Raw genomic sequence first — 25,181 nt, 5'->3', positions numbered from 1 at the left:
GGTGCAGAAAATCCCGGGGTTATTAAAGCCACTAAGTCATTGGAGAAATAAGTGGCTTCTTGGATACCGGGGTTAAGATAATTATTTTTTGAGAAAGTGACTTTCAGTAAGGGCCAATAGATAATTATCAAGGCGGTAATTACCAGTATTGAAATAGAAGCAAGCTGTTTTATGAATTTTTTGTTAAGGTATAATTTTTTCTTATAAAAAAAATAGCTTAAAGTGATTAAAATAAAAAGAATAGTATAAGCGGCGTAATGAGGCTCGTTAGTCAGAATAAAAATAAGAAATAAGGCAGAGATAATAAGAGGCTTTATTTTTAGAGAATTAAGGTATTTAAAGAAAAAAAGGACAAAAAATGGGATAAATTCAATATGGGTGCCACCGCCGAAAGCTAAACTATAGCCGAAATGCAAGGGTGAGAAGGCGTAAATTAAGCCGCCAAGAAAAGAAGCAGAAACATTTTTTGTAAAATAAAAACAAAGCCAAAACGCCCCTAGAGCGGAAAAGAAAAAAGCAGACAGCCAAATTATATTATAGGAAAGAGGTTCGCTTAAGAATAGGTGGATTATTTTTACATAGGTTGAGAATTTAAAATATTTGGAAATATCTGTGACTTTGGTAATTTTAAATTCTTCTAAGGGAGATTCTTCTCCCAGGTTAATTTTTCTGTAATGGTTGTAGGTATGGCTATAAGTTTCAAAATTGTCATGAGCTCCTACAATATGGGTGTTTATTTGAAAAGTTATGGGGATAGTTAAAATAATTGTCAGAAAAAGATAAGCTAAAACAATAAAAATAGTTGTTTTTCTAGATATATTTTTGTTACTTGTGTTTTTCATATATGGCCATAATAGCAATTTTTAGAGAATAATTCAATCTTGTTATAAGCGGTTAAATATGATATTTTAAAGAAGTAAATAAAAAAACAAATATGAAAATAAATTTCTTAGATAATAATAAAAACGGAAAAAATAAACTTAAAAGATTAGGCTCAAATTGGAAAAAATTTGTTTATTATCTATCTTGGGTTGGGATATTATCTTTTGGGTTTATTATTTTGGCCAGAATAATAAATTTTGTTGCTTTTAGATTATTTGATAAGTTGGTAGTTTTTAATTTTCCCTGGTTAAATAATATTGATTATTTTTTATTTCTTTTTATACTGCTTGATTTATTTATTATTAATCGGGTTTTAAGTAAGAGGGGATTGAGAAATGAAAAATTTTGGGTTTGGTTTTTAATTATTTTATTAATATTAAATTTTACTTGGAGTATTGCTATAGTAAATTATTCTAATCTAGGTATATATAAACTTAATGTAGGCATGTATTATGCCACACTGTTTATTGGTTTTTTTTCTCTAACAAATACAAGAAAAAAAATATCCCAGTTGCTTAAAAAATCAGAAATAGAAATAGAGAAAGAAAAGGAAAATGAAAATTTAAAAGAAGAAAAAAGAAAGAAAGTATTTTCCAAGAAGTTTCCGAGAATAAATAAAATTCCTGTGTTTAGGAATTTTATTAAATGGATGTATAAAGAGGGGTGGTGGTTTAGTATTCCTTTAATAATTATTACAATCATTTTTATCGTAATTAAAGTTGGTTTGCCTATTATTTATACAGGAAGTTATGTTGATGAATATAATCATATTTTATCAGGAATTGAATTTTTCAAAACAGGACATTTTGCCGAAATTTATCATGGCTCATATTATATGAGGGGAGCATATGTTTCATTTCTTGCAGGTCTTTTTATGAAACTTTTTGGAAAAACAATTTATGTGGCTAAAATGCTTCCTGCTATGCTGGGAATTGCTAATTTTTTTCTACTTTACAAGATAGGGAGAAAAATATTTACTAACAAAACCTTTATCCTTGTGCTTCTTGCAGTATTTTCAACATTACCATGGTTTATCTTTAACCATTTTTATATAAGAATGTATGTTTTTTATGAATTTTTTTTACTTTTACTAACATTTTTGTTTATATTAATAATTCAAAATATAAAAAATATAAAGAAAATTTCAATCTATGGAATTATAACTTTAATTACATTAACAATACTATATTTTTTCAGCAATGATGTTGGAATGTATATGGTTCTCTTGTATTCGTTCTTTTTTATGAGTTACATTTTCTTTTTTGAAATTCAAAAAATACCTTTTAAAAATAAGTTTTATCAAAAGTTAAGTAAAAATCATGTCTTGAAAATAAGTATTTTTCTTATTTTCGGCATTTTAGCGGTCTTATATGTTGATGGTTTCTCCCTTATTGAAAGATTTATATCTGGAAGTGTTACTTTTACATCAGGAGATGAATTCAAATACAGTAATTTGTTTTTTAATCTGAATCTGGTCTTTACTGTATTCTTCCTTTTATCATTATTTCTGGTTTTTTCTAAGAAAATAAGAAATCTTACAAAATTATTGATCCTCTCCTCTCTCGCATTATTTTTAATTCATATGTCTTCTTCTCAAGATTTACAAATGACAAGAATCATAATTTATTATTTACCTCTATTTTATTTAGTATCTCTTATCAGTTTTGAAAGAGTGGGGCAAATATTAAATAATAAAATCATATTAGTTTTCCTGTTATTACTCCTGTCTTTGACCATATATAGCAATTACCCTAATAATTTTTTTTCAGAGGGGCCGCATATTCCATCTGAAGTTGGCTATCGTGATTACCAAAAAAGTATCCATAGTTTGATAGATATACACAAAAATACAACAATAATAACTCATCTACCTCATATAATTCAATTCTATTATCCCAGTATAAATAATTCACGAATGTATTTATTGAGAGATAAGGAAAACTCTTTTTATGATATCAGATTAAAATACTTAAAAAATAACAAGACATATTACACCCCCTCCGACAATGTAATAATTACTAACTCAAACAATTTAGAAAATATTATTAAAGAATCAGAAGTGATTCTTTTATTGGATAATTCATTCTTTTATTCTTGGACAGAGAAAAGTTCTCAAAAAATAATTAAAGATAATTTTAAAAAAGAAAAACAATTACAAGGGATAACTATATATATAAAATGAAAACATTATTTGATTATTCACAAAAAGAATTTAAGAAAAGTACAAAAGGTAATTTTATTCACTCTTATTATCTTGCAAAAAATCTTTCCAAAAATATTGATTTATATGGAATAAACCCAAAGTCACATCCAAAAATAATTGAGAAGGAAAAACACACTAAATTTCCAAGTGAAATCTATTGTCCCTTTATTAAAGGTTTCTTTAATCCAATAATTCAAATAATGGCAATTATTTTTAAAAAAATAAAAATAGACATAGTGTATTCAAGATATTCCTATTCAATTCCTAAACAATTCGGATATTGGTTTAGTTTTATTTTTAAAAAACCATGGGTTGTAGAAGTGGGAGGCATTCCTTGGGAGGAAGGTAAAAAAATACGACATAAAAGAATATTTAGAAAATTTTTTTTATTTCCATTAAAAAAAGCAGATAAAGTCATATTTTATTCAAATTCAATAAAAAAAGAAATTTTAAATGAAATATCACTAAATAAAGAAAAGATAAAAATTATACCTTGCGGAGTTGATCCCCATCTTTTTAAGCCATTAAATAAAAAATTTATAAGAAAAAAATATGGTCTTCCCAAAAATAAGAAAATAATTGTTTATCAGGGCAGTATCGATCATTGGCAAGGACTAGATATTCTGCCAGAAATTACTTTGAGGCCAATGGATAAAAGAGAGGATTTTGTTTTTGTTGTTGTGGGGGGAGGAAAATATCTTCCAATTCTTAAAAGTAAGATTAAAGATTTGGGTGTTGAAAAATATTTTATATTCACAGGCAAGGTTCTACAGAATAATGTTGTTGATTATATTAATGCATCTGATTTTTGCATAGCTCCATTTGTTAAAAATAGAAAAGCCTCACCTATAAAAATTTTTGAATATTTAGCTTGTGGAAAGCGTGCTATTACTTCCAGCATTCCTGATGTGTTAGATCTTGATTTAAATGAAGGTTTAACTTATTTTGAATCAGAAAATGTTGAATCACTATTAAAAGCCATAAAAAAAGAACTAAATAACAAGATTTATAATAAAGAACCCATAATTAAAAAAATAAATGATAAATATACTTGGGAAAAAAATGCAGAAAAAGTATATAAGATAATACAAAATGAATATAAAACTAAAAAATAATATTAAAAAAATATTGGGAGAAAGAAGAATCAAGTATGTTTTTTTTATTTTAAATTGTTCAAGATTATCTATTCAGCGTATAAAAAAAGGTTTAATCAATAAAAAAATGATCTTGCATAAACCAATAAAAAAAATTACAGAAATTTCTTTACCAAATAAGGAAATATTCTTTGGGTATTATGATAAAACTCCTTTTAGTTATGACAATAATAAGATACTTATTAATATTGCTAACAAAAAATATAATTCCAAAAATAAACCCCTAATTATCGGGTACTATAATGTGAGAACAAAAAAAATCACAAAACTAATGCAAACTAAAACTTGGTGCTGGCAACAAGGTTGTAGATTACAATGGTATAAAAACAATAATTCTATATTGTATAATACTTTAATTGATAATCAGTATGGTTCTGTGATTCAGGATATAAATACAAAAAAGATTCTTAAAAAAATAAATTATCCTATATATGATATAAATAAATCTAAAAAAATAGGAATTTCTGTTAATTTTTCTAGGTTAGAAAGGCTCAGACCAGGTTATGGGTATTCCAATAAAAAAGATCCAACAAAAGATATAAGAGCACCTAAAAATGACGGGGTTTGGAAAATAAATATTGAAAAAAATTCTAAAAAATTGCTTTATTCTTTAAATTATCTAAGTAAGATCGAACCAAAAAAAAGCATGATTGACGCAGAACATTATATCAATCACGTATGTTTCAATCCTTCAGGAAATAGATTTTTGTTTTTTCATTTATGGGCGAAAAATGGTAGAATGTATTCAAGAGCATTTACATCAGATATAAATGGAAAAAAATTATTTCTTTTGACTAATGAAAATTTTGTCTCTCATTATGCATGGAAATCTAATTCAGAATTATGTATCTTTGCCTATCATAATGATAAGGGACATAAATATTATTTATACGAGGATCTTACAAATAAGAAAGGAGTTCTCGGAGAAAATAAGTTGAATGAAGATGGGCATCCCACATTTTTTTCAAAAAATAAAAAGATGATTACAGACACGTATGCGGATAAACAAGGTTATCAACATTTGTTGATCTATGATTTTAAAAAAGATAGAATAGAAAAATTGGGGAAATTTTTTATGCATCCAGTAATAAATGTAGATTATAGATGCGATCTTCACCCAAGAATTAATAAAGGAGGAGATATTATTTGCATTGATAACTTGAAATTAAATAAAAGAGAAATATACATAATATATTTAAAATGATAAAAGAAAAAAAATATAACCAAGCTAGGAAATGGTCTAACAAAGAACTAAAAAAATTTTGTCATCTATTTAAAGGGGATGTTTTAAACGTTTCTGGTTGGAAAGATGAAGATAAAGAAGGAGACCATTATAAAAATTATTTTAAAAACTCAAATAATTACCATATATCAAACTATAAATCTTCAGCATGCGGTTTTCAAGGATTTAAAAATGAGTTTTTTCTAGATCTATCTAAAACAATCCCTAATAGATTAATAAAAAAATATGATGTTATATTTAATCATACAACTTTGGAGCACATATATAATTTCAGAAAAGCATTTACAAATCTTTGTTTGATGTCAAAAGATACAGTGATATTGGTTGTGCCTTTTTTACAACAAATGCATTCTAATTATGGAGATTATTGGCGATTTACACCTTCGGCGATTAAAAAAATGTTTGAAGAAGAAAACATGCTAATATTATATTCATCTTTTAATGAAGGAAAAAAAGAGTCAGTGTATTTGTTTTTTATTGCATCTAAAAAAACTCAAAAATGGAAAGAAAAAATAGGAAATAGTTTTACTTATAAAGCAAATAAAAAAGAATTTCTAGGTATTTATGAACAATTTGTTGGTAACCGAGCAATAGTTAATTCTTTTTTATATAAATTATTAAAAAAAGTATTTAGAGTATTAAACAAAAAGTAAGTACTATTCATTTTTGAGTTTTAGAATAAAAAATAAAAATTGGATCAATATACTTAAAGTATGAACTATTAAAGTTGCAAAGAAAACTCCTAAAAAACCAAAATAATTTATAAATATTAAACTCAGAATTACATTTGATATGCCCCCAAGCATGGTTGCAATAGCTGTTATTTTTGCAAATCCTCCCGGTGTAATAAAACCATTAGTCAAGAATACTCCCCATAACTTAATAGGCAATAAAATTAACAAGATAGTCATAATTGTAATAAACGCTTCAGTGTAATATTCTGTAAAAAAAATTTTTATGATTATGGGAAAGATAAAGTATAATATTAATGAAAGAATAATTCCTCCTACAATAAACATTGGTAAAATTTTGATGATTTTATTCTTAACAGTTTTATAATCATTAAGGGTTATGTACCTTGTTGTGTTTGGAGCTAATACTTGACCCAAAATCACCGCCGGAATAAATAACAATTTGAACACTTTATTAACAATTTCATAATATCCAATTTCAGCAATAAATCCAAACTGCTTTAAAATTAATATGTCTACTCTTGTGTAGAGGAAAAAAGCAATGTTTGCTAACCCTATAATGACAGCATACCTAACAACCTTCTTTGTAACATCTTTATCAAAATTAAATTCCATATCTTTTCTAAAAACAAATAACCCTATCGTAAGCAATCCAAATAATAAATTTTGAGAGATGATTGCACCGATTAAACCATAAGATTTAATTAAAATAAAGGCTGTGGGAAGACTAATTATTGCAACAACAATACTGATAAAAGATAATTTTTTGAAATCCTTTAAACCCCGATAAACTCCATCTGCCACAGATGAAAGAGGCATAAAGTAAAGGTAGGGAATTAAAAGTAACAAAAGAGTGTATTCTTCAAAAATATATTTCCCAAAAAAGACAATAGATAAAGAAACCAGAGTTGCCATTAAAATTATTATGGTTGAAATTGAGAATAATACACTATTTAGTTTTTTTGAATTTTTTGTTTTCAGTTCGGCCACATATTTTGAAGTTGAGGGAGAAAAACCAAAATCACAAATTATCATAAATAAACCTATAACTGCCATTAAATAGCTAAATAAACCCAGTTGTTCTGGCATTAAAAAATAAGCCGCAATAAAAAATATCAAGAAAGTAGTTCCTTGTTTAGCACCAACCTGAATAGCTCTCCATTTAAAGTTATGGATGGTTTCTCTATGTTGAAGATATTTATTTTTTAATTGATTTATCATTTTTCTTTTAAAACTTTATTGTAAACTTTAATATATTTCGGGATCTGTTTTTCTGCTGTAAACTTATGAATATCCTTCAAATTGTTTTTACTAATTCTTTCTATTTCCTTAGGATTATTTTTTAAATATAAAATTAACTCTTTCATTTTTTCTGTATCTCCGGGTTTAAAGAGATAGCCATTTCTACCTTCTTTGACTATTTCTCTCATTCCTGGAATATCTGAAACTAAAATTACTAAACCACGAGCCATTGCTTCTAAAATTGTCATTGGGAAGACCTCTGTGTAAGATGGTAGGATGAAAATTTGAGATTTGTCGTAATATTGTAGTAACTTTTTATTAACAATATTTGAATAAGATTTAATATTAAATAAATCTTCTGATTTTTCTTTTAAAGGACCACCTCCTATAAAGTTAAAGGATATATCTTTATCTTTAATATTTTTACATAACTCAATTAAATCATCAAAACCTTTTAATTTGTTCATTCTGCCAACAAAAAGTATACATATTTTTTTCAAGTGTTTTTTTTTAAAGGTAGATATTATTTCTTTTTCAATAAAATTATTTATTACAATCGATTTTTTATGAAATATTTTTTTAAATAATATATAATTTTTATATTCTAAAAACTGTGAATTAGTAATAAATGTCAGTTTATCCACTAATAATATCATTAAATTTAGAATTACCTTATAGCTTGGATTTAGAATTAATTTATTTATAAGAAAATTAAATATATTTTTTTCCTCAAGTTTAAATGGATGTTTAGAGGGCATGAAATGAAAAGTAATTATCTTAGGTTTTTTAGAAAAAATTATCAATGGAAGAATTATAGGAGATGGATAATTTATATGCCAAAGAAAGACATTCTTTTCAATATTAGATATGTTGTTAATGTTAGCTAAAAATCTCTTCCCAAAAATTTTTTTTATTTTTATAGAGAATATATTTTTATTTTTTGTGTTTTTATTGTCAGATAATGGAACCAATATACTATTTGTAGCATTGGCTATTTTTTTTGAGGCTATATAACTTCCCCCGTAATTATGTTCATGAATTAATATTCCTCCTAAAAATTTTTTATTATGATGTTCTGTCTTATTCATTTTTTATAAAATTGTTTTCGGGTTTTTTATTAGTTATTATCCACATTATGCCGTGAATATTTCCTATTAAAAAAGTATTTATATTTTTAAGATTATTTGAATATTTTATTATTTTTTTAATATTGTAAAAGAACAATAGATAAAATAAATAGGGAATTTTATCTATAAATTTTCTCTTTTTCCAGTAATACCATTTTTTTCTTGACATCATATAGATTTTAAATAAGCTATTTTTTGCCTCTATTAATTTATGCCAAATTACTGCTTTTGGAATATAAAGAATCTTTATCCCTTTTTTTCCCATCCTGTAGATATATTCTAATTCTTCTCCATAGGCAAAAAAATTATCATTAAAAAGACCATATTTTTTTATTTTGCTAGAATCTATTAACATAGCACAACCTGTTGGATGTTTAATTATTTTATCTTTTTTACTTATTTTTTTATTGTCGCAAATTTTACACTTCATATTAATACTTCTTAATCTTAATTCTTTTAATTAGTATTTTTGGCATTAAACCTAAGGCTGATAAATTTGCTTTTACAACAATCCAGAACATTTTAATAAAACCAATATTTTCATTTAATTTTTCTACTGATTCGTGTTTCTTAAAAAAATATGAAAATTTTAATCTAATATTTCTAAAGGGGAATAAAATTAAATCAAAAAAAGGTAAATTTTTTATTGCTGTTAAAATTTTATTTCTTTCTCCATAATATGCTTTAAAAGGAGAAGCAACTCCTCCTGTTTGAGAATGTAAATGAATTAATCTTGCCTTAGAGGATAAATAAGAAGTATATCCTAAATTCTTTATCCTAATACCCAAATCTAAATCTTCTACATAAGCAAAAAAATCTTCATCAAAAATTTCTCTATCTCTTTTATATAAATATTCTAAGACCTCTCTTTTATATAGTGGTGCAACTCCTCCTGGACAAAAAATCTCACAATCATGGGAAAGTTTAGGAATTTCGTCATCTGTTTTTCCATATCCTAATGAGATCCCTCCTAGTTTATTTATTTGCAATGCTTTGCTAAAAATCAATCCAGCATTTTGAATATTCTTCCCATCTTTAAAATAAGCTTTACTTGAAACAGCTCCTATTTTTTCACTTTTTTCAGCAGTCCTAACTAATTCTTTTAACCAATTTTTATCCACAATTGTATCATTATTTAAACAAACAATATATTCAACTTTTTTATCCTTGAATGCTTCTTTTATTCCTTCATTGTTTCCTTTTGCAAAACCATAATTTTTGTCTAATTTTATAATTTTTACTTTTGGAAAGTTTTTTTTAACATAATTTGAACTTCCATCAACAGAGCCATTATCCACAAAATAAACATCAAAATCTTTATAAGTTTGATTAAAAACCGAATTTAAGCAATTTTTTAAGAATCTTTTTCCATTCCAATTAACTATTATTATTGCTGCTTTTTTCATTTTGCATATACTAAATTTTTATTTAATGGGTATGTTAAGAAGGTTCCTAAAATTTTATTGAATGATCCTTGCTCTCTCATCCATTTATCATCATATTTAATTCCTTTGAAGTTTTTTCTATTCTCTTTCTTAGCTATTCTGTTAGGAGATAATCCATGATATTCCATCTTGCTAATCTTCTTAGAGTAATTCTTAGGAATTTTGATATTTAGATGTTGTTGTATTTTGTTAATGTATTTTCTAGGATTTTTACAAAATTCTTCATAGCTTATAATTAAGCTAGGTAACTTTCTTTTTTTAAGATATTTTAACATCATAAAATTAACAAAATTCCATTTTAAAAGAGAAATAAAATAATTTTTGTTTTTTCCACCCCTATTAGAACTAAATGAATTTGCAACTGCTCTTCCATCTCTAATTATAGAAATATTATATATCTCAATTCGCGGGTCAGAGTCAAGTTCAATTAATCTTGCAATATCCTTGGATGAGTCGAGGATGTACTCGACATTTGGATTTTCTTTTTTTATTTTTGTAAATAGATCATAATCTTGAGATTTATCCTTGAAGTTTATTTTTTTTGAAAGAGGATTCAACAAAAAATTTATCATCTTTAGATAATCTTTAAGATTCATGCGATTTATAATTTTTGTTTTATTATTAACAAAATTTTTCCAAAAAATACATTTGTTAAACTTATTTCCACAACTACATTCTATATTTCTCTTCTTTAATTCATTATATTTATAAATTTCTCCAACACTAAATACACTATCATTTGTGGAAATTAATAAATCTAAGAGAGTAGAACCGCTTCGACCAATTCCGGAAATATAAATAACCTTGATTTTATCTTTCATCTCAAAATCTCCTCATATTTTTTAATTACATTCTTCCAATTATAATTTTGGTTAAACTTTGGAGGATTAATTTTTTGGTTTATTAATTTTTCAATTTTTATCTTTAAATCTTTATTAAGAAAATATTTTTTATTTTTTAATATTTCTCTGTGACCTCCAATATCTGAAACTAGAGGATAGCATCCAGCTTGAATTGCTTCTAAAACAGTTAATCCAAAACTTTCAAACCAACTAGCACTTATAAAAATACTTGCATGTCCATAAAGATTTTTCATTTCTTTAGAATTATTTTCTACCCAACCATGAAATTTTACTATATCTTTTAAGTTGTTTTCTTTTGCTTTTTTTTCTAAGAAATTTCTATATGGTCCTTCACCTACAATATCTACTTTCCAACCTTTCAAATTTAATCCTTTTAATGCATCCAAAACATCCTGAACTCCTTTATTTTCAAAAAGTCTTGTAACAATTAAAATTCTTTTTTCTTTTTTCATTGGTTTAAATTTGTTCTTATCAATTCCATTAGGAATGACTTTTAAGTTTCCTTGTGTTGTAATGTTCAGAATTTTATTTTTCAAGAAATTAGATGGACAAACAACAGCTTTGGCTTCCTTAACAATTTCTTTCCATTGTTTTTTAACTAAGGGATAAATATACTTGAAACTTCTTTTATTGTTGTAACCCAAAACATCACTCCCATGACTTGTAATAATATAAGGTATTCCAAATTTCTTCTTCAACCATTTTGCAATAATTCCTGTAGGAATAATAAAATGAGTGTGATTAATATCATAAGAGTTATTCTTAAGATGTTTTCTTAGAAATCTTTTTGCTGAAATAATATATATTAATTGTTCCCAAGGATGACAAATTTCCTTTTTACTTCTTAAACAAGGAACTCTATAGATATTAATTCCATCTTTATTTTCATAAGAAGGCAGGTCTTTATAACTCATAGTCACAACATCCACTTTATGCTCTCTCTGAACATAACCTTTGGCTATCTCATACGAAACCGGAGAAGCCCCACCGCCCAAAGGAGGAAATTCATAATTAAGTATTAATATTTTTTTTGACGGCTTACTCATTAATTTTTTTAAGTTCAGAGATTATTTTTTTATGAACTAATTTATGAGATAGAACAAATCCCTGTTTATTAATTGGTTTCTTTTTATTGTATTTTAAGTCATGCCCCAACATATCGGTAATCTTACCGCCGGCTTCTTTAAAAATAATTTCAGCGGCGCCGATATCCCATTCGCCGGTTTGGTCACTGCTATTAAGATAAATGTCAGCTTTTTGCTCGCAGATAAGAGCCGCTTTTAGGCCGGCACTGCCGTAGGGTATTTTTTTACCGATTTTTAAATTTTCACAAAGCTTTATTTCACCGGGCAATAAATGATTACGACTGACTAGTAGAGACATATCGGTAAAGTCAGTATTATTTGAAACTGATAATTTAATCGGTTTATTTCTACCTTGCTTTAGAAAGGCGCCTTTATCTTTTTGGGCGTAATATAATTTTTTTGTCACTGGCTGGTAGATAGCGCCTATGATCGGCTTGTTATTTTGGGTTAAAGCGGCCATAATAGAAAACTCACCGGTTTTCTGAATAAAGTCTTTGGTGCCGTCTAAAGGATCAATAATCCAGATTTTATTTTCTTTTAATCTTTCTTTATTATCCTGGTGTTCGGAAAGTATTTTATAAGGCGTTTTTTTTAATTCGCTGATTAAAACTTTTTCTGAGGCAAAATCAGCCTTGGTTAGGGGAGTGTAGCCGTCCTCATGGATAATATTTTTGCTGTGGTAATAATTTAAGGCTACCCGACCGGCTTTTTTGACCGCCTTTTTTAATAAATTTATTTCTTCCAAGTTATATATAATTATTTTTTCTTAAATAAGTAATAACTTTATTAGCCGAAGTATTCAGAGATTCTTTTTTTGTATGAAGAGTTACTTGTGGATTTTGGGGTTTTTCATAAGGGTGGCTGATGCCAGTGAAGTGCTTAATTTCTCCTTTTTTAGCCTTTTTATAAAGGCCTTTAACATCTCTTTTTTCACAAAGAGAGAGGGGAGCCTCAACAAAAATTTCCACAAAATTATCAATTTTTTTTCTTAATTCAGCTCTTTGTTTTTTATAGGGCGAAATAAAGGCAGTTAAAACCATTACCTCGTGTTTAGCCAATATTTCAGCTACAAAGCCAGCTCTTTCAATATTAGTTTCTCGGTCTTTTTTGCTGAAACCAAGGTCTTTGGATAAAGACTGGCGCATAATATCGCCGTCCAGTCTCTGGCAATCAATCCCTTTTTTACTAAGAATTTCATAGACCTTATTGGCTACTGTACTTTTACCCGAGCCGGACAGGCCGGTAAACCAAAGCACAGCTCCTTTTTTAAGAGACTTACTGGCTTTCTTTTTTTCCTTAGCTCGGTCAATAATTACTCCGGCGGCAATGGTATTGTTAGTTAACTGGTCAATAATAATAAAACAACCGGTGTTTCTATTTTTAGGGTATGGATCAAACAAAATCGGCTCATTAGTGGTAATATTTATTTTGCCAATTTCATTTATTTTTAATTTATTAGCTTTTTTTCGGTGAAGATTATCTATGTTTATAATATACTGCAGTTTTTTTAAGGAACAGCGAGTAGTTTTAGCAAGGTGCTTTAAAAGATAGGTTTTGTCTTGATCAAGAGGAGTATCAGAAAACCAGCAAACCATGGCGTTAAAACTTTTTGAAATTTCAGGAATATTTTTTGACTTTACAATCATATCACCGCGGCTGGCGTCTACTTCATCCTTCAATTTAATGACTATTGACTGGGGGTTATAACAAAGTTTTTGACTTTTTTGATGACAAATTAATTTATCTATTTTGGTTTCTTTTCCAGAAGGCAAAACTTTTACCTTCTGACCAGGCTTAATAGTACCGCCTTCTATTTTTCCGGCCAAGCCTCGGAAATTTTGGTGAGGACGAATAACATATTGAATAGGAAAGCGGAAATCAATCATATTTCGATCAGAGGAAATTTCTAAATTCTCAAGATAGGATAAAACGGTTGGCCCGTTATACCAGGGCATATTATCTCTGCGATTAACGACCATATCTCCTTTGAGTGAGGAAACGGGAATAAATTGTAAATCAGAAATATTCATTTTAGCGGCAAAATTAGTAAAATCGTCTTTTATTTTATCATAAGTTTTTTCCTGATAATTCATCAAATCCATTTTATTGACTATAATAGCAATATGAGGAATGCCCAAGAGAGAAGCTATAAATAAATGTCTTTTTGACTGGATTAAAAGACCCTTTCTGGCGTCGGCAATTAAAAGGGCCAGGTTAGCTTTTGAAGCCCCGGTAACCATATTACGGGTATACTGTTCGTGTCCGGGCACATCAGCAATAACAAATCTTCTTTTTTTGGTGCCAAAATAGCGGTAAGCTACATCTATAGTAATACCTTGCTCGCGTTCAGCCGAAAGCCCGTCAGTGAAAAGAGAAAAATCAATACCCTCAAAACCTCTTTTTTTACTGGTTATTTTAACGGTTCTAAGTTGGTCAGCAGAGATTACTTTGGAATCATACATCAGCCGGCCGATAAGAGTGGATTTGCCGTCGTCAACACTGCCAGCAGCCACTAAATTAACTAATTCAATATTTTCGTTATTATTTATATTTTTCATTTAAAAATAACCCTCCTTTTTTTTATCTTCCATAGCACTGTCTGAATTTTGGTCAATGGCTCTATTTTGTCTTTCAGAATCCTTGGCTTCTATGAGCTCTTCAATAATTTCATCAACTGTAGTGGCCGTGGAAGGAACAGCTCCAGTAGAAGGCGAACAACCAAGTGTTCGATAACGACAATTTATTTCAAGTACTTCCTCGTTTTTTTTGGGAGAAACATATTCATCAAGACGCAAATAAATATTTTTTCTTTTAATTACCTTTCTTTTTTTAGCAAAATAAAGCGGCACTACTTCAATTTTTTCCAGCTTAATATAACGCCAAATATCTATTTCGGTCCAATCCGAAAGAGGGAAAATTCTCATGGATTCCTTTTCTTTTATTCGGGTATTATAAAGATGCCATAACTCAGGTCTTTGATCTTTGGGATTCCAAACACCTTCTTTGGTTCGTGGAGAAAAAATTCTTTCTTTAGCTCGGGATTTTTCTTCTTCTCTTCTGGATCCGCCAATAGCCGCGTCAAACTCATATTTTTTAATAGATTCCAGTAATGGCTTGGTTTTTTTATGATAGATGTATTCTTCACTGTGAGCTTGATTAGCCTTCATGGATAAAGCTACTGGATCCTCATTTTTATAAACTATTATTTTTAAATTGTTATTTTTATTAATTTTTTCTCTGAATTCATACATTTCTTTAAATATATAACCAGTATCAATTTGCATCAGAGGAAAAGGAATTTTTCCGGGGTAAAAAGCTTTTTGAGCTAATCTTAACAGGCAAGAGGAATCTTTGCCGATAGAGTAAAGCATAACCGGATTTTTAAAATTTGCCACTACTTCTCGAATAATATGTATTGCCTCGCTTTCTAATTGTCTAAGATAATTAATTTCGTATTTTTCCATAAATTTTATTTATTATTATTTTTGGTACCCCACTTTGATTTATTCCATATTCTTTCATGAAAGTAATAAAAAAGTATTTTGAAAATTATTTCTAGACCACCGATTTCCAAGGATAAAGTTAATTTACCAGTAAAAAAATAGACTAAAGAAACTGTAGTTAGGCTAGCGATAATCCGCCAACTAGTGGCTTTCATTATGCTACGATAAGATTTGTCAGACATAAATATTAATTTTCAATAATTTCTTTGATGTTATAAATATTTTTTTTACCTTGATAATGATTTTTAACCGAAATATCAGCTAAAAGACCGGAAATAAAAAGCTGAATACCAACCAAAACCATAAAAATTGAAACTAAGGGCCAGATGCGGTTTTGCAAAGAATAGCCAAAAAAGTAGCGGGCGATAGCTAGATAGAGACCCATCATAAAACCCCCTCCGCCGATAATAATTCCTAGTCCGCCAAAAAGATGAAGCGGCCGGCCTGTGTATTTGCGGTAAAACCAGACAGAAAGCATATCAATAAAACCTTTTAAAACTCTTTTCCAGGTATATTTAGTATAACCTCTTTTTCTAGGAAGGTGCTCTACCTTAATTTCCCCTAATTTAAAACCCTGCCAGCGGAGCATAGCCGGAATAAAACGATGAGTTTCGCCCATTAGTTGTATATCTTTAAAGCATTTCTTTTTATAAATTTTTAGAGTACAGCCGGAATCGTGTATTTTATCTTTAACAAATAGCTTTCTTAAAAAATCAGCTCCTCTTGAAATAATTCTTTTGGAAAGATTATCTTTACGATTATAACGCCAGCCAGAAACTACATCATAACCTTGTTTTATTTTTTCAATCAGTTTAGGAATTTCGGCCGGCGGGTTTTGTCCGTCGCCATCCAAAGTAATAATAAAATCTCCCTGGCTGTGTTTAATACCGGCGTCTAAAGCAGAGGTTTGCCCAAAGTTTCTCCGGAAAGCAATAATTTTTATAGGGGAAAGGGTTTTTAATTTTTGATGAGTAGAGTCAGAAGAGCCGTCATTAACAAAAATAATTTCAAAAGGCTCATTCAATTTAAGCATAACCTCTTTGATTTCCTGAAAAAGAGGCTGAACATTATCCTCTTCGTTGTAAACAGGCACCACTACTGAATATTTTATATTATTTTCCATAGTATTCCTTGAACCAATTTATGAATTTTTTTATACCTTCTTCAATATTTGTTTTTGGCTCGAATTCTAAAAGTGATTTTGCTTTTGTGATATCGGCGTTAGTTATTTCCATATCGCCGGGTTGCTTTGAAAGCATATTTTTTTGGGCTTTTTTGCCGAGCTCTTTTTCGAGTAAGGAAATAAAATATTCAAGCTTAACAGTATTTGAGTTACCAAGATTTATAACTTCGTAAGGGAAAGGGTGGTCAAGGGCCGCGACAGTTCCCTGAACTATATCGTCAATATAGGTAAAATCTCTTTCGTGCTTGCCATAATTGTAAACATCGATTGGTTTATCATTAGAAATTAATTTCGCAAATTTTATCGGGGCCATATCCGGCCGACCCCAAGGCCCATAAACCGTGAAAAAGCGGAGACCAGTGCAATTTAAATTATAGAGATTATGATAGACATGAGCCATCAACTCATCAGCTTTTTTACTGGCGGCGTAAAGGGAAATAGGGGCGTCAACTGAGTCTTTTTCAGCAAAAGGAATTTTAGTATTACCGCCGTAAACTGAAGAAGAAGAAGCGTAAATAAAATCTTTTATTTTATATTCTTTAGCTAATTCTAAAAGATTTAAAGTACCTTTAATATTAGTTTCTTGATAGATAAAAGGATCTTCAATAGAAGCTCGGACCCCGGCCCGGGCCGCCAAATGGCAAATTTTGTCAATATTTTCTTTTTCAAAAATTTCTTTTAAACTGGTATAATTTCTGATATCCACTCGGTATACCGGAAATTTATAATCTTTAAGAAATATTTTTATTCGGTCTTCTTTTAATTTTGGGTTATAATAATCATTAAAATCATCAACACAGACAATTTGATTACCTCTTTTTAAAAGTTTTTTACTGACATTAGAGCCGATGAATCCAGCTCCGCCAGTCATTAATATTTTTGACATTTGAGCGGTAATTTTTTTATGATTTCATCTGAAACTATAACAGAAAATGACACTTTTGTAAATTAATAAATTTGGTGTTATAATAAATAAATAAATAAAATATTATTTTAATAGTAATTAATTATAAATATATGATTCAAGGCGTACAAACCAAAAAACTAAAAAAGATTAAAGACGACCGGGGTTATCTCATGGAAATTTTGCGAAACGATGACCCTTTTTTTGAAAAGTTCGGCCAGGTTTATCTAACCACTTGCAAACCCGGCTATGCCAAGGCCTGGCATTATCATGATAAGCAAAATGACCACTTTTGTGTGGTTAAAGGGATGGCCAAGGTAGCTCTTTATGACGGCCGGGAAGGCTCGCCAACCAAAGGCGAAATCAATGACTTTGAAATTGGTGAAGATAATCCGAGGCTAGTTTTTATCCCTCAAGGGGTTTACCATGGCTTTACTGCTTTAGGTGATCAGCCGGCTGTTTTAATTAATACTATAACCAGGACCTACAACCATGAAAATCCGGACGAACACCGAGCGCCGTTTAATGACCCTGAGATTGGTTATGATTGGGGATGCAGCGAAGGGGATGAGTTAGAGGAATAGTTAATTTGTTGATTGGTTAATTAGTTTTGTTAAATTCAAATTTCAAAATTCAAAGTACAAAATAATACCAAATAATTAAAAATTAAAATTCAAAACCCTATATATTACAAAAGTTTTGAATTTAGATATTATAATTTAGGATTTGTTTTGAATTTTGAGCTTTGTGCTTTGAATTTATTAATACTATGACCAAAAATACAAAAATAGCCGTCACTGGTTCAATAGCCTACGACCGCATTATGAATTTTCCGGGGCGGTTTAAAGACCATATTATGCCGGATAAGATTCATATGCTCAATGTCAGTTTTTGTGCTGATACTTTTCAAGAAGGCTTTGGCGGCTGTAGCGGCAATATTGCTTATAACTTAAAATTACTGGGGTTGGAGCCGGTTATTTTCTCCCAGGCCGGTTCTGATTTTAATAAATATAAAAAATGGTATCAAAAAAATAAAATTAGTCTGGCCAATATTAAAATATATAAAAATGAGGTAACGGCCTCGGCTTATATTATTACTGATCAAGATGATAACCAAATTACTGCCTTTTATCCGGGAGCCATGAAAAATGCTTGTTCAATCAAAAAATCAGTTTTAAAAAAATGCCGGTATTTAATTGTCGCTCCGGGTAATAAAGAGGATATGATTAAGGCTTGCCAAATGGCTCAGTCAATAAATTTGCCTTATGTTTTTGACTTTGGCCAGCAGATTACTAATTTAAGTAAAAAAGAATTAAAACCGGGGATTTTAGGCAGTCAGGTAATTATTGCCAATGATTATGAAATGTCATTAATGCTCAAAAAAACCGGCCTGACAAAAAAGAAAATTCTTGATAAAATAAATTTATTGGTGACTACTCTTGGGCCAAAAGGGTCATTATTTGAAACTAAAAAAGAAAAGATAAAAATACCGATTGCTCGGCCCAAAAATACTTCTGATCCCACCGGGGCTGGTGATGCTTTCCGAGCCGGACTAATCAAGGGATTATTAGAGGGTTATCCCTTAGAAAAAGTCGGTCGCTTGGCTGGCTTGGTCAGTGTTTACACCGTGGAAAAATACGGCACCCAGACCCATAAATTTAGTAAAAAAACTTTAGCCAAAAGATATAAAAATAATTTTAAACAAAATTTATGAACTACGACATTAAATCGATTAAATTAGCCAAACAAGGCGAAATTAGAATTGAGTGGGCCGAAAAACAAATGGATGTTTTGCGCCAGATAAAAAATGATTTTAAAAAAAGTAAACCCTTAAAGGGCCTGAAAATCGGGGCTTGTCTGCATGTTACTTCTGAAACGGCCAATCTCATGCGCACTTTAAAGGCTGGCGGGGCTAAGGTTTATTTATGCGCTTCCAATCCATTATCCACTCAGGACGAGGTAGCGGCCGCTCTGGTTAAAAATTCCCAGATTCCGGTCTTTGCTATTAACAACGAGAATAAAAAGACTTATTATCAGCATTTAAACGCCGTTCTAGACCAAAAACCAGTCATTACCTTGGATGATGGGGCTGATTTGGTGTCTACCCTTCACCGCCAAAGAAAAGACCAAATAAAGCAAATTTACGCTTCTATGGAGGAAACTACTACCGGTGTCATTCGCTTAAAAAGCATGGCCAAAAATAAAGTCTTAAAACTGCCGGTAGTGGCCGTTAATGACGCTAACACCAAACACTTTTTTGATAACCGCTATGGCACCGGCCAGAGCACGATGGATGGTATCATCCGGGCCACCAATATTTTATTAGCCGGGCGGAAGGTGGTTATTGCCGGCTATGGCTGGTGTGGCCGGGGAGCGGCTATGCGAGCTAAAGGACTGGGCGCTCATGTTATTGTCACGGAAATTGATCCCCTTAAAGCCATTGAAGCGGTTATGGACGGCTTTCAAGTCATGCCCATGGCCGAGGCCGCTAAAATTGGGGATATTTTTATCACTTTGACCGGTGATATTAATGTTATTAGAAAAAAACATTTTGAGATGATGAAAAACGAGGCCGTGGTCTGTAATTCCGGTCATTTTGACGTGGAAATAGATTTAAAAACTCTAAAGAAGATGGCAAAATCCAGCCGTGACACCAGAAATTTTGTTAAAGAATATACTTTAAAAAACAATAAGAAAATTAATGTTTTAGCGGGCGGACGTTTAATTAATTTAGCGGCCGCTGAAGGTCATCCGGCTTCAGTTATGGACATGAGTTTTGCTAACCAGGCTCTTTGCTGCCAGTGGGTGGCCGGGGAGCCTCAGAATTTGACTAATAAAGTCTATGGCGTGCCTCAAAAAATTGATGAAAAAGTAGCCAGCATGAAATTAAAAGCTATGGGTGTGAAAATTGATAAACTTACCCCGGAGCAAAAAAAATATTTAGCTTCGTGGTCAGTCGGCACATAAACTGAAAGTCACTGCCAGCGAATAAAATGAGCGTGGCAGTCTCGATTACGCACACTACTAAAAAGATTTATTTATTATCATATTATGAAACTACTAATCACCGGCAAGCAAGGCCTATAACAGTTTTACTCCATTTAGACCGCTTTTACCCCCTTTACCCATTTCCTCCGATCATTAAAGAGTAGATGTCAGTCGCGACTGACATCTACGGGTGGTCGACAACATAGAGAAATCCCTTTAAAACATTCACATGGATCTTTCCTCTATAATAGTGGCGTAAAGAAAATAGACCGGACTAAAGTCCGTATGAAAATAATATTTTCTTTTTTCCTAGCCACTTTCCTGCCCGACAACGGCTTCGCCGTTAGGCGAAGGCAGGCGGGAGTGGCGTAATCATGAAATAGAAAATAAGGTTATGCCAACGCGACTACGCTTGAGATGGTGTAAGAGATTGAGATATAATAAAAATTAATTTATTAATACAACATGAAAATACTAATCACCGGCGGAGCCGGATTCATCGGCTCTAACTTTATCCACTATTGGCTAAAAAAATATCCAGATGACGAAATAATTAATCTGGATAAGTTAACTTATTGCGGTAATTTGGCTAATCTCAAAGATATTGAAAAAAATAAAAATTATAAATTTGTCAAAGGGGATATCTGTGATAAAAAGTTAGTCGATGAATTAGTCAAAGATATTGATACTATTATTCATTTTGCCGCTGAGTCGCATGTTGACCGGTCAATCCAGGGCTACGCTCACGAATTTACCCAGACTAATATTATTGGCACCCAAGTATTGCTAGAAGCGGCGGTCAAACACGGCGGCCAGAGATTTCATCATATTTCTACGGATGAGGTTTACGGCGCTTTGCCTTTAGATACTCAAGAAAAATTTAACGAACAAACCCAATTCAAACCAAACAGCCCCTACTCAGCTTCCAAGGCCGCTTCTGACCACCTTGTCAGAGCTTACTGGAAGTCTTTTAATTTACCAGTGACTATTACCAATACTTCTAATAATTATGGTCCTTATCAATATCCGGAAAAATTATTACCGGTAGCTATTACTAATCTATTAAAAGGCAAAAAAGTGCCCATCTATGGTGATGGATTGTATGTTCGCGACTGGCTTTATGTCATTGATCATTGCCGGGCTATTGATTTAGTTTTAGCAAAAGGCAAGATCGGGGAGACTTACTGCATTGGTGGCATGACCGAAGATATTTCTAACTTAGATTTAATCAGGCAGATTTTAAAAGTTATGAATAAAAAAGAAAAAGATTCTTTAGAATATATTAAAGATCGGCCTGGTCATGACCGGCGTTACGCGGTGGACTGGTCTAAAGCTAAAAACCAACTGGGTTATGAACCTAAATATTCTTTGAAAGAAAATTTAGAAAAAACCATAAACTGGTATCAAAATAATCAGGACTGGTGGCAGAAAATATTATCCGGTGAACATTTTAAGCAATGGGAAGAAAAGCACTATAAAAAATAAAATTATTAAACAATAAACCAGGCGTAGATGAGGGCCATGACCCGCATCTACCTAGTATAAAGCAAACTATTTAATAAAAAGGCCGGCGGTGTGCTGAACTTGTTCAGCTAATAAGATGTTTGAAAATTATCAAGTTACCTTTTGCCCAAAACAAGTTTTGTGAAGCCGCTAACCTTAAGGAGTTATTTAATTAAACAGCCGGCGGTGTGCTGAACTTATCCAGCTGAAATTTGATAAAAAGGCCGGCGGTGTGCTGAACTTGTTCAGCTAATAAGATATTTGAAAATTAATTATTCTAAACTTTGAAGATAAATCTCCAGCTACGCGTAATGAGGATGAATTGAAATCTGGATATAAATCTGGAGATAAATCTCCAGCTACGCGTTTGAAGAGTTAGAGATAGAGATCTCCACCTATACGGATAGGGATGTTTGTTTACGCGTAAGCAAAAGATTACCGGTTTCACGGATATCGAAAAATAAAAATTTTTTCTCACGCGTAGGCGGAGATTTATCTCCGCTCTTAAATAAAACCGCGTAGACAAAAGATTTATCTCTGCTAATCATTTACACACAATTATTTGGCCACAGGGTAAAAATTCTATATCGGACATTATGCGCGATTTTAAAGAATTTACCGCTAAACAGATTATTAAATCTCTAAATCACCGAGAAGCTCTGGCCCCCAGGCCTGAGCTTAGTAAATATATAGCCAGAACCGGTCTGGGGACCGGTTCTTCTCCTAGTAAAATAATAAAGTGTTTTAAAAAAGGCGCTCAAAATATTAATAATCAAAATTACAAACTCTGGCAAAGCCGCAACTGGATAGAAAATATTTTTTCTATGAAATTTTTAAAACAAAAATTAGATTACATCCACTTTAACCCTGTCCGGGCCAAATTGGTTAAAAACGCAGCCGATTATAAATATTCAAGTTTTCGGAATTATTATATGGAGGATGAGAGTATTTTAAAGATTGAATAAATTTAAATGGTGGCTAAAAAGCTAAATAAGAAAATTAATTACCAAGCCAAAAAGTATTCACTACCGGTGATTAAGTCTTTGATGCAGAAAATTGCCGCTCAGAATGCCATTCCCCAAGAAGTTAATAATACCTGGAAACACAGCCAGGTGGTTTATAATTTTGCCAAAAAAATCGCGCACCTAGCTATTGAAAATGGATTTCTAGTCAATTTAGATTATTTAAAACCGGCCTCTTTTGTCCATGATATCGGCCGGATGAAAACCGGCAGCCCTGGCTCTAAAGAGATAGAGCCGGCTATTTACCACGGGCTGAGGGGTTATAATATTTTAAAAAAAGAGGGCTACCCGGAAAGTTTGGCCCGAATTTGCCTGGTTCACCTGGGTGGGGCTGGACTAGATAAGAAAACAAACCAAAAATATGGTATATTTAAAAATAGAAATACTTTAGCCGAGACTATTGAAGAAAAAATTATTGCCTACGCTGATATGCGCACCTCCTTTGATCAAAAAAAGAAAAAACCGGTCATTTCCAGCTTTAAAAAAGCTTATCAGAGATTTAAAAAATATCCGCGTCTGGGTCCGAAAATAAATAAGAATCATCAATTTATAAAAAAAATAACTAATCACCAGATCACATGAAAACTTTAATTATTGGCTCGCAAGGTATGCTCGGTTCTGAATTAATGTCAGAGTTTTCTGGTTATTATCCTTTGGGCTTGGATAAAGATGAATTAGATATTACTAAGCCAAAAATGATTGAAGCTTTTTTTAGAAAAGAAGCGCCGGAATTAGTGATTAACGCGGCTGCTTATACTGATGTTGATGCCTGTCAAGATAATCAAGAGCTAGCTTATGAAGTTAATGGACGGGGAGTCGGCTTTTTAGCTAAATACTGCCGCCAGTTCGGCTCTAAGCTAATTCACTACAGCACCGATTATGTCTTTAACGGCCAAAAAAAAGCCGGCTATGATGAGAACGACACTCCTGATCCGGTTAGTGTTTATGGTAAATCAAAATTATTAGGAGAAAAATTAATTCAGGAACAAACCGATAATTTTTATATTTTAAGAACGGCCTGGCTTTACGGGCCAAACGGTCCTAACTTTGTTAAAACTATGCTGGATTTGGCCGATAAAAAAAAGGAAATAAAAGTAGTTAATGATCAGCACGGCTCACCGACTCACGCCTTAGATTTAGCTCAAAAAACCAAAGAAATAATAGAAAAAAATCAGGATTTTGGCATTTATCACACCACCAATGCTGGCTCATGTACCTGGTATGAATTAGCCCGGGCCATTTTTAAAATAGCTCAAAAAGAAATAAAATTATTGCCGGTTACCTCTGATCAATTCCCCCGGCCAGCTTTGCGGCCCCAATATTCCATTTTAAATAATAATAAGCTAAAGCCGATGAGAAAGTGGCCCGAGGCTTTAAGGGAGTTTTTGACAAAAATTTTATAAAATAATAGAATATAAACTATGAAAGGAATAGTCTTAGCTGGCGGTACCGGTTCACGCCTGGAGCCGCTCACTAAAGTAACCAATAAACACTTATTACCGGTTTATGACAAGCCGATGATTTATTATCCTTTGGAAACTCTGATTAGAGCCGGTATTAAAGATATTCTAATTATTTCCGGACCAGGACACGCCGGTCATTTTCTTAATTTACTCGGTTCAGGCCGCGAATTTGGGGTTAATCTAACCTATGAAATCCAGGAAGAAGCCGGCGGTATTGCCCAGGCCTTGGGTTTGGCTCGTGACTTTGCTGATGAAGAGAAAATAGCCGTGATCTTGGGAGATAATATTTTTGTTGATAATTTTGCCGCGCCAATGCAGGATTTTGCCCGACACCAAGACGGATCAATGATTTTTATTAAAGAAGTTGCCGATCCGGAAAGATTTGGCGTAGCCAGTGTTGAGGGAGATAAAATTACCAAGATTGAAGAAAAACCGAAAAATCCGGCCACTAACCTGGCCGTGACCGGGCTTTATCTCTATGATAATCATGTTTTTGAAATTATCAAAACCCTCAAACCTTCTGATCGGGGAGAGCTAGAAATTACTGACGTTAATAATCATTACATCAAAGATAAGAAGATGAAATTTGCTATGGTTAAGAATAACTGGACTGATGCCGGCACTTTTAAATCACTCTTTCGGGCTAATAAAATTATGGCTGAAAAAAACGAAAGCTAAA

General features: G+C 31.2%; 25 protein-coding genes. 12 read left to right on the top strand and 13 right to left on the bottom strand.

The features are described from left to right. The coding region (locus tag U5L76_06195; protein ID MDZ7799159.1) for a hypothetical protein at nt 1–842 on the bottom strand (842 nt) is incomplete at its 3' end. Between the two features lie 92 nt (nt 843–934). Between U5L76_06195 and U5L76_06190 the strand changes: the two genes are divergently transcribed. From U5L76_06190 to U5L76_06175, 4 genes are read left to right on the top strand one after another with little or no spacing between them, the layout of a single operon-like run. Next, nucleotides 935–3,064 carry a hypothetical protein gene (locus tag U5L76_06190; protein ID MDZ7799158.1) on the top strand — a complete coding sequence of 710 codons (2,130 nt, stop codon included), beginning with the start codon at nt 935–937 and terminating at the stop codon, nt 3,062–3,064. Next, nucleotides 3,061–4,200, top strand: coding sequence for a glycosyltransferase family 4 protein (locus U5L76_06185; GenBank protein MDZ7799157.1), 1,140 nt, complete (start codon nt 3,061–3,063; stop codon nt 4,198–4,200). The genes U5L76_06190 and U5L76_06185 overlap by 4 nt, the downstream gene beginning before the upstream one ends. Continuing rightward, entirely contained in the window at nt 4,178–5,443 is a 1,266-nt protein-coding gene (locus U5L76_06180; protein ID MDZ7799156.1) for a hypothetical protein, read from the top strand. The genes U5L76_06185 and U5L76_06180 overlap by 23 nt, the downstream gene beginning before the upstream one ends. Continuing rightward, the gene (locus U5L76_06175; GenBank protein MDZ7799155.1) at nt 5,440–6,135 is read left to right on the top strand and encodes a hypothetical protein; all 696 of its coding nucleotides are present in this window, start codon (nt 5,440–5,442) and stop codon (nt 6,133–6,135) included. Before U5L76_06180 ends, U5L76_06175 begins: the two co-directional genes overlap by 4 nt. A 3-nt stretch (nt 6,136–6,138) precedes the next feature. Here U5L76_06175 and U5L76_06170 read toward each other — a convergent pair whose 3' ends face one another. From U5L76_06170 to U5L76_06115, 12 genes are read right to left on the bottom strand one after another with little or no spacing between them, the layout of a single operon-like run. Beyond that, nucleotides 6,139–7,395 (bottom strand): oligosaccharide flippase family protein, encoded by a 1,257-nt coding sequence (locus tag U5L76_06170; GenBank protein MDZ7799154.1) that lies wholly within the window; start codon nt 7,393–7,395, stop codon nt 6,139–6,141. Next, nucleotides 7,392–8,504, bottom strand: a complete 1,113-nt coding sequence (locus U5L76_06165; protein ID MDZ7799153.1) for a glycosyltransferase family 4 protein — start codon at nt 8,502–8,504, stop codon at nt 7,392–7,394. The genes U5L76_06170 and U5L76_06165 overlap by 4 nt, the downstream gene beginning before the upstream one ends. Then, nucleotides 8,497–8,973: a hypothetical protein gene (locus U5L76_06160; GenBank protein MDZ7799152.1), complete on the bottom strand. Its 477-nt coding sequence runs from the start codon at nt 8,971–8,973 to the stop codon at nt 8,497–8,499. The genes U5L76_06165 and U5L76_06160 overlap by 8 nt, the downstream gene beginning before the upstream one ends. A gap of 1 nt (nt 8,974) precedes the next feature. Next, entirely contained in the window at nt 8,975–9,949 is a 975-nt protein-coding gene (locus tag U5L76_06155; protein MDZ7799151.1) for a glycosyltransferase family 2 protein, read from the bottom strand. After that, nucleotides 9,946–10,809 carry a sulfotransferase gene (locus U5L76_06150; protein MDZ7799150.1) on the bottom strand — a complete coding sequence of 288 codons (864 nt, stop codon included), beginning with the start codon at nt 10,807–10,809 and terminating at the stop codon, nt 9,946–9,948. Before U5L76_06150 ends, U5L76_06155 begins: the two co-directional genes overlap by 4 nt. Continuing rightward, complete coding sequence (locus U5L76_06145) at nt 10,806–11,897, bottom strand: glycosyltransferase family 4 protein (protein MDZ7799149.1); 1,092 nt, start codon at nt 11,895–11,897, stop codon at nt 10,806–10,808. The genes U5L76_06150 and U5L76_06145 overlap by 4 nt, the downstream gene beginning before the upstream one ends. Further along, a complete protein-coding gene (locus tag U5L76_06140; GenBank protein ID MDZ7799148.1) occupies nt 11,890–12,681 on the bottom strand; it encodes an inositol monophosphatase family protein in 792 nt (263 codons plus the stop codon). The genes U5L76_06145 and U5L76_06140 overlap by 8 nt, the downstream gene beginning before the upstream one ends. A 1-nt stretch (nt 12,682) precedes the next feature. Continuing rightward, nucleotides 12,683–14,494, bottom strand: a complete 1,812-nt coding sequence (gene cysC, locus U5L76_06135; protein ID MDZ7799147.1) for an adenylyl-sulfate kinase — start codon at nt 14,492–14,494, stop codon at nt 12,683–12,685. Then, entirely contained in the window at nt 14,495–15,400 is a 906-nt protein-coding gene (gene cysD, locus U5L76_06130) for a sulfate adenylyltransferase subunit CysD (GenBank protein ID MDZ7799146.1), read from the bottom strand. A 5-nt stretch (nt 15,401–15,405) separates the two neighbouring features. Beyond that, nucleotides 15,406–15,621: a DUF2061 domain-containing protein gene (locus U5L76_06125; protein ID MDZ7799145.1), complete on the bottom strand. Its 216-nt coding sequence runs from the start codon at nt 15,619–15,621 to the stop codon at nt 15,406–15,408. A gap of 5 nt (nt 15,622–15,626) precedes the next feature. Further along, nucleotides 15,627–16,562 carry a glycosyltransferase family 2 protein gene (locus U5L76_06120; GenBank protein MDZ7799144.1) on the bottom strand — a complete coding sequence of 312 codons (936 nt, stop codon included), beginning with the start codon at nt 16,560–16,562 and terminating at the stop codon, nt 15,627–15,629. After that, nucleotides 16,552–17,508 (bottom strand): GDP-mannose 4,6-dehydratase, encoded by a 957-nt coding sequence (locus U5L76_06115; protein MDZ7799143.1) that lies wholly within the window; start codon nt 17,506–17,508, stop codon nt 16,552–16,554. The genes U5L76_06120 and U5L76_06115 overlap by 11 nt, the downstream gene beginning before the upstream one ends. 131 nt (nt 17,509–17,639) lie before the next feature. On the opposite strand from U5L76_06115, the gene U5L76_06110 reads away from it, so the two are divergent. From U5L76_06110 to U5L76_06075, 8 genes are all read left to right on the top strand, one after another. Then, nucleotides 17,640–18,110, top strand: a complete 471-nt coding sequence (locus U5L76_06110) for a dTDP-4-dehydrorhamnose 3,5-epimerase family protein (protein MDZ7799142.1) — start codon at nt 17,640–17,642, stop codon at nt 18,108–18,110. A 185-nt stretch (nt 18,111–18,295) separates the two neighbouring features. Further along, nucleotides 18,296–19,240, top strand: coding sequence for a carbohydrate kinase family protein (locus tag U5L76_06105; protein ID MDZ7799141.1), 945 nt, complete (start codon nt 18,296–18,298; stop codon nt 19,238–19,240). Next, complete coding sequence (locus U5L76_06100) at nt 19,237–20,493, top strand: adenosylhomocysteinase (protein ID MDZ7799140.1); 1,257 nt, start codon at nt 19,237–19,239, stop codon at nt 20,491–20,493. Before U5L76_06105 ends, U5L76_06100 begins: the two co-directional genes overlap by 4 nt. Nucleotides 20,494–20,979: 486 nt before the next feature. Then, complete coding sequence (gene rfbB, locus U5L76_06095; GenBank protein MDZ7799139.1) at nt 20,980–21,999, top strand: dTDP-glucose 4,6-dehydratase; 1,020 nt, start codon at nt 20,980–20,982, stop codon at nt 21,997–21,999. Between the two features lie 614 nt (nt 22,000–22,613). Further along, nucleotides 22,614–22,982, top strand: coding sequence for a hypothetical protein (locus U5L76_06090; GenBank protein ID MDZ7799138.1), 369 nt, complete (start codon nt 22,614–22,616; stop codon nt 22,980–22,982). 6 nt (nt 22,983–22,988) lie between these two features. Further along, entirely contained in the window at nt 22,989–23,621 is a 633-nt protein-coding gene (locus U5L76_06085) for an HDIG domain-containing protein (GenBank protein MDZ7799137.1), read from the top strand. After that, nucleotides 23,618–24,442, top strand: coding sequence for a dTDP-4-dehydrorhamnose reductase (rfbD, locus tag U5L76_06080; GenBank protein ID MDZ7799136.1), 825 nt, complete (start codon nt 23,618–23,620; stop codon nt 24,440–24,442). Before U5L76_06085 ends, rfbD begins: the two co-directional genes overlap by 4 nt. A gap of 18 nt (nt 24,443–24,460) precedes the next feature. Then, nucleotides 24,461–25,180 (top strand): sugar phosphate nucleotidyltransferase, encoded by a 720-nt coding sequence (locus tag U5L76_06075; GenBank protein ID MDZ7799135.1) that lies wholly within the window; start codon nt 24,461–24,463, stop codon nt 25,178–25,180. Nucleotide 25,181 lies beyond the last annotated feature (1 nt).

This window comes from Patescibacteria group bacterium, assembly GCA_034520665.1.
Taxonomy (GTDB): Bacteria; Patescibacteriota; Patescibacteriia; order JAXHNJ01; family JAXHNJ01; genus JAXHNJ01.
This window is presented reverse-complemented; position numbering and strand designations above follow the sequence as displayed.

Coding starts and splice junctions, on each gene's coding strand:
- U5L76_06190 (MDZ7799158.1), top strand. CDS start 935: ATGAAAATAAATTTCTTAGATAATAATAAAAACGGAAAAAATAAACTT.
- U5L76_06185 (MDZ7799157.1), top strand. CDS start 3,061: ATGAAAACATTATTTGATTATTCACAAAAAGAATTTAAGAAAAGTACA.
- U5L76_06180 (MDZ7799156.1), top strand. CDS start 4,178: ATGAATATAAAACTAAAAAATAATATTAAAAAAATATTGGGAGAAAGA.
- U5L76_06175 (MDZ7799155.1), top strand. CDS start 5,440: ATGATAAAAGAAAAAAAATATAACCAAGCTAGGAAATGGTCTAACAAA.
- U5L76_06170 (MDZ7799154.1), bottom strand. CDS start 7,395: ATGATAAATCAATTAAAAAATAAATATCTTCAACATAGAGAAACCATC.
- U5L76_06165 (MDZ7799153.1), bottom strand. CDS start 8,504: ATGAATAAGACAGAACATCATAATAAAAAATTTTTAGGAGGAATATTA.
- U5L76_06160 (MDZ7799152.1), bottom strand. CDS start 8,973: ATGAAGTGTAAAATTTGCGACAATAAAAAAATAAGTAAAAAAGATAAA.
- U5L76_06155 (MDZ7799151.1), bottom strand. CDS start 9,949: ATGAAAAAAGCAGCAATAATAATAGTTAATTGGAATGGAAAAAGATTC.
- U5L76_06150 (MDZ7799150.1), bottom strand. CDS start 10,809: ATGAAAGATAAAATCAAGGTTATTTATATTTCCGGAATTGGTCGAAGC.
- U5L76_06145 (MDZ7799149.1), bottom strand. CDS start 11,897: ATGAGTAAGCCGTCAAAAAAAATATTAATACTTAATTATGAATTTCCT.
- cysC (MDZ7799147.1), bottom strand. CDS start 14,494: ATGAAAAATATAAATAATAACGAAAATATTGAATTAGTTAATTTAGTG.
- cysD (MDZ7799146.1), bottom strand. CDS start 15,400: ATGGAAAAATACGAAATTAATTATCTTAGACAATTAGAAAGCGAGGCA.
- U5L76_06125 (MDZ7799145.1), bottom strand. CDS start 15,621: ATGTCTGACAAATCTTATCGTAGCATAATGAAAGCCACTAGTTGGCGG.
- U5L76_06120 (MDZ7799144.1), bottom strand. CDS start 16,562: ATGGAAAATAATATAAAATATTCAGTAGTGGTGCCTGTTTACAACGAA.
- U5L76_06115 (MDZ7799143.1), bottom strand. CDS start 17,508: ATGTCAAAAATATTAATGACTGGCGGAGCTGGATTCATCGGCTCTAAT.
- U5L76_06110 (MDZ7799142.1), top strand. CDS start 17,640: ATGATTCAAGGCGTACAAACCAAAAAACTAAAAAAGATTAAAGACGAC.
- U5L76_06105 (MDZ7799141.1), top strand. CDS start 18,296: ATGACCAAAAATACAAAAATAGCCGTCACTGGTTCAATAGCCTACGAC.
- U5L76_06100 (MDZ7799140.1), top strand. CDS start 19,237: ATGAACTACGACATTAAATCGATTAAATTAGCCAAACAAGGCGAAATT.
- rfbB (MDZ7799139.1), top strand. CDS start 20,980: ATGAAAATACTAATCACCGGCGGAGCCGGATTCATCGGCTCTAACTTT.
- U5L76_06090 (MDZ7799138.1), top strand. CDS start 22,614: ATGCGCGATTTTAAAGAATTTACCGCTAAACAGATTATTAAATCTCTA.
- U5L76_06085 (MDZ7799137.1), top strand. CDS start 22,989: ATGGTGGCTAAAAAGCTAAATAAGAAAATTAATTACCAAGCCAAAAAG.
- rfbD (MDZ7799136.1), top strand. CDS start 23,618: ATGAAAACTTTAATTATTGGCTCGCAAGGTATGCTCGGTTCTGAATTA.
- U5L76_06075 (MDZ7799135.1), top strand. CDS start 24,461: ATGAAAGGAATAGTCTTAGCTGGCGGTACCGGTTCACGCCTGGAGCCG.